At 72.4% G+C, this 1,310-nt stretch carries 2 protein-coding genes and 1 pseudogene; 2 read left to right on the forward strand and 1 reads right to left on the reverse strand.

Features of this window, described 5'->3' with window-relative positions; translation table 11 throughout:
* On the forward strand, window positions 1-513 hold a 513-nt coding region (locus tag FRW57_RS21700; protein ID WP_152187048.1), incomplete at its 5' end, for an O-methyltransferase.
* Window positions 514-603: 90 nt separating this feature from the next.
* On the opposite strand, the gene FRW57_RS21705 is transcribed toward FRW57_RS21700, so the two are convergent.
* A complete protein-coding gene (locus FRW57_RS21705) occupies window positions 604-771 on the reverse strand; it encodes a DUF3117 domain-containing protein (RefSeq protein ID WP_137123223.1) in 168 nt (55 codons plus the stop codon).
* A gap of 140 nt (window positions 772-911) precedes the next feature.
* On the opposite strand from FRW57_RS21705, the pseudogene FRW57_RS21710 reads away from it, so the two are divergent.
* Window positions 912-1,310, forward strand: a pseudogene (locus FRW57_RS21710) (hypothetical protein); the annotation flags it as partial.

The raw sequence follows: 1,310 nt of genomic DNA on the forward strand, positions 1-1,310 counted from the left end.
GTGGGGGCGGCGCTGCGCCTGCTGGCCGCCGCGGCCCGCGCCAAGGCCGTGGTCGAGGTCGGCACCGGAGCCGGCTCGTCCGGACTCTGGCTGATGGCCGGGATGCCCTCGGACGGCATACTCACGACGATCGACGTCGACCCGGAGCACCAGCGGGCCGCCAAGAAGGCGTATGCCGCGGCCGGCATCCCGCCGCAGCGCACCCGCGTGATCTCCGGCCCTGCCCTCGAGGTGCTCCCCCGGCTGACCGACGGCGCCTACGACATGGTCGTCATCGACGGCGACAAGCCGGAGTACCCGGCATACGTCGAGCAGGCGCTGCGGCTGCTGCGCCCCGGTGGCGTGCTCGCCCTCGACAACATGCTCTGGCACGACAAGGTGGCCGACCCGGCCGCCCGCGACGAGACGACGACCGTGCTGCGCGACCTCGGCAAGGCGCTCCGGGACGACGACGCCCTCGTGCCCGCCCTGCTGCCCACCGGCGACGGGCTCTTCGTCGCGGTGAAGCGCTGATCCTCGAGCGTCAGGCCCTCCCGCGCGACCGAAGCACCTCGGGCCCCGACCGTCATGGTCGGGGCCCGAGAATGTGTCGAGAAGGGGACGTCAGCCGAGGCAACCCTTGATCGCGTCACCGAGTGCCTGCGCCTCATCGGCGTTCATCTCGACGACCAGGCGGCCACCACCCTCGAGGGGCATGCGCAGCACGATGCCGCGCCCTTCCTTGGTGACCTCCAGCGGACCGTCTCCGGTCCTCGGCTTCATCGCCGCCATCGGGTTCCCCTTCCGTCGCGTGGATCTCCGAGCGTGCGCACCTCCACGCCACACCTTCTGTCTCGCGGCGCGCAGCAACTTAACCCCATTATCGCGCCTACCTCCTCCGGGGGGAAATCCGCATCGGCAAGACTGACCTCGTGCATGCACGAGCGGCAGTCTTCGACCTCTACGGCGACCACCTGCGCGACCGCGGCAACTGGGCGCCCATCGCGAGCATCATCCGACTGCTGGGTGCCGTCGACATCGCCTCCCCCGCGGTCCGCACCGCCGTGTCCCGGCTGGTCAGGGAGGGCTGGCTCGAGCGCGTCGAGCGGGAAGGCCAACGCGGGTATGCCGCGACACCCCGCGCGCGCGACCGGCTCGCCGAGGCATGGCGCCGGATCTACCGGACCGACGAGTCACCGTGGGACGGCAGGTGGCACGTGGTCATCCTGCGGCGCCCCCAGGATCGCACCGTGCGCGCCCGGGTCGCGGCCGGGCTCGGCTACCTCGGCTACGCCCGGCTCGCCCGGGACACCTGGGTGGCGCCGCGCCCG

Origin of the sequence: Segeticoccus rhizosphaerae, assembly GCF_009192725.1 — a bacterium.
GTDB lineage: Bacteria > Actinomycetota > Actinomycetes > Actinomycetales > Dermatophilaceae > Segeticoccus > Segeticoccus rhizosphaerae.

Bases quoted from the DNA above. Each gene is read 5' to 3' on its own strand.
- FRW57_RS21705 (WP_137123223.1), bottom strand. From the start codon at position 771: ATGGCGGCGATGAAGCCGAGGACCGGAGACGGTCCGCTGGAGGTCACC.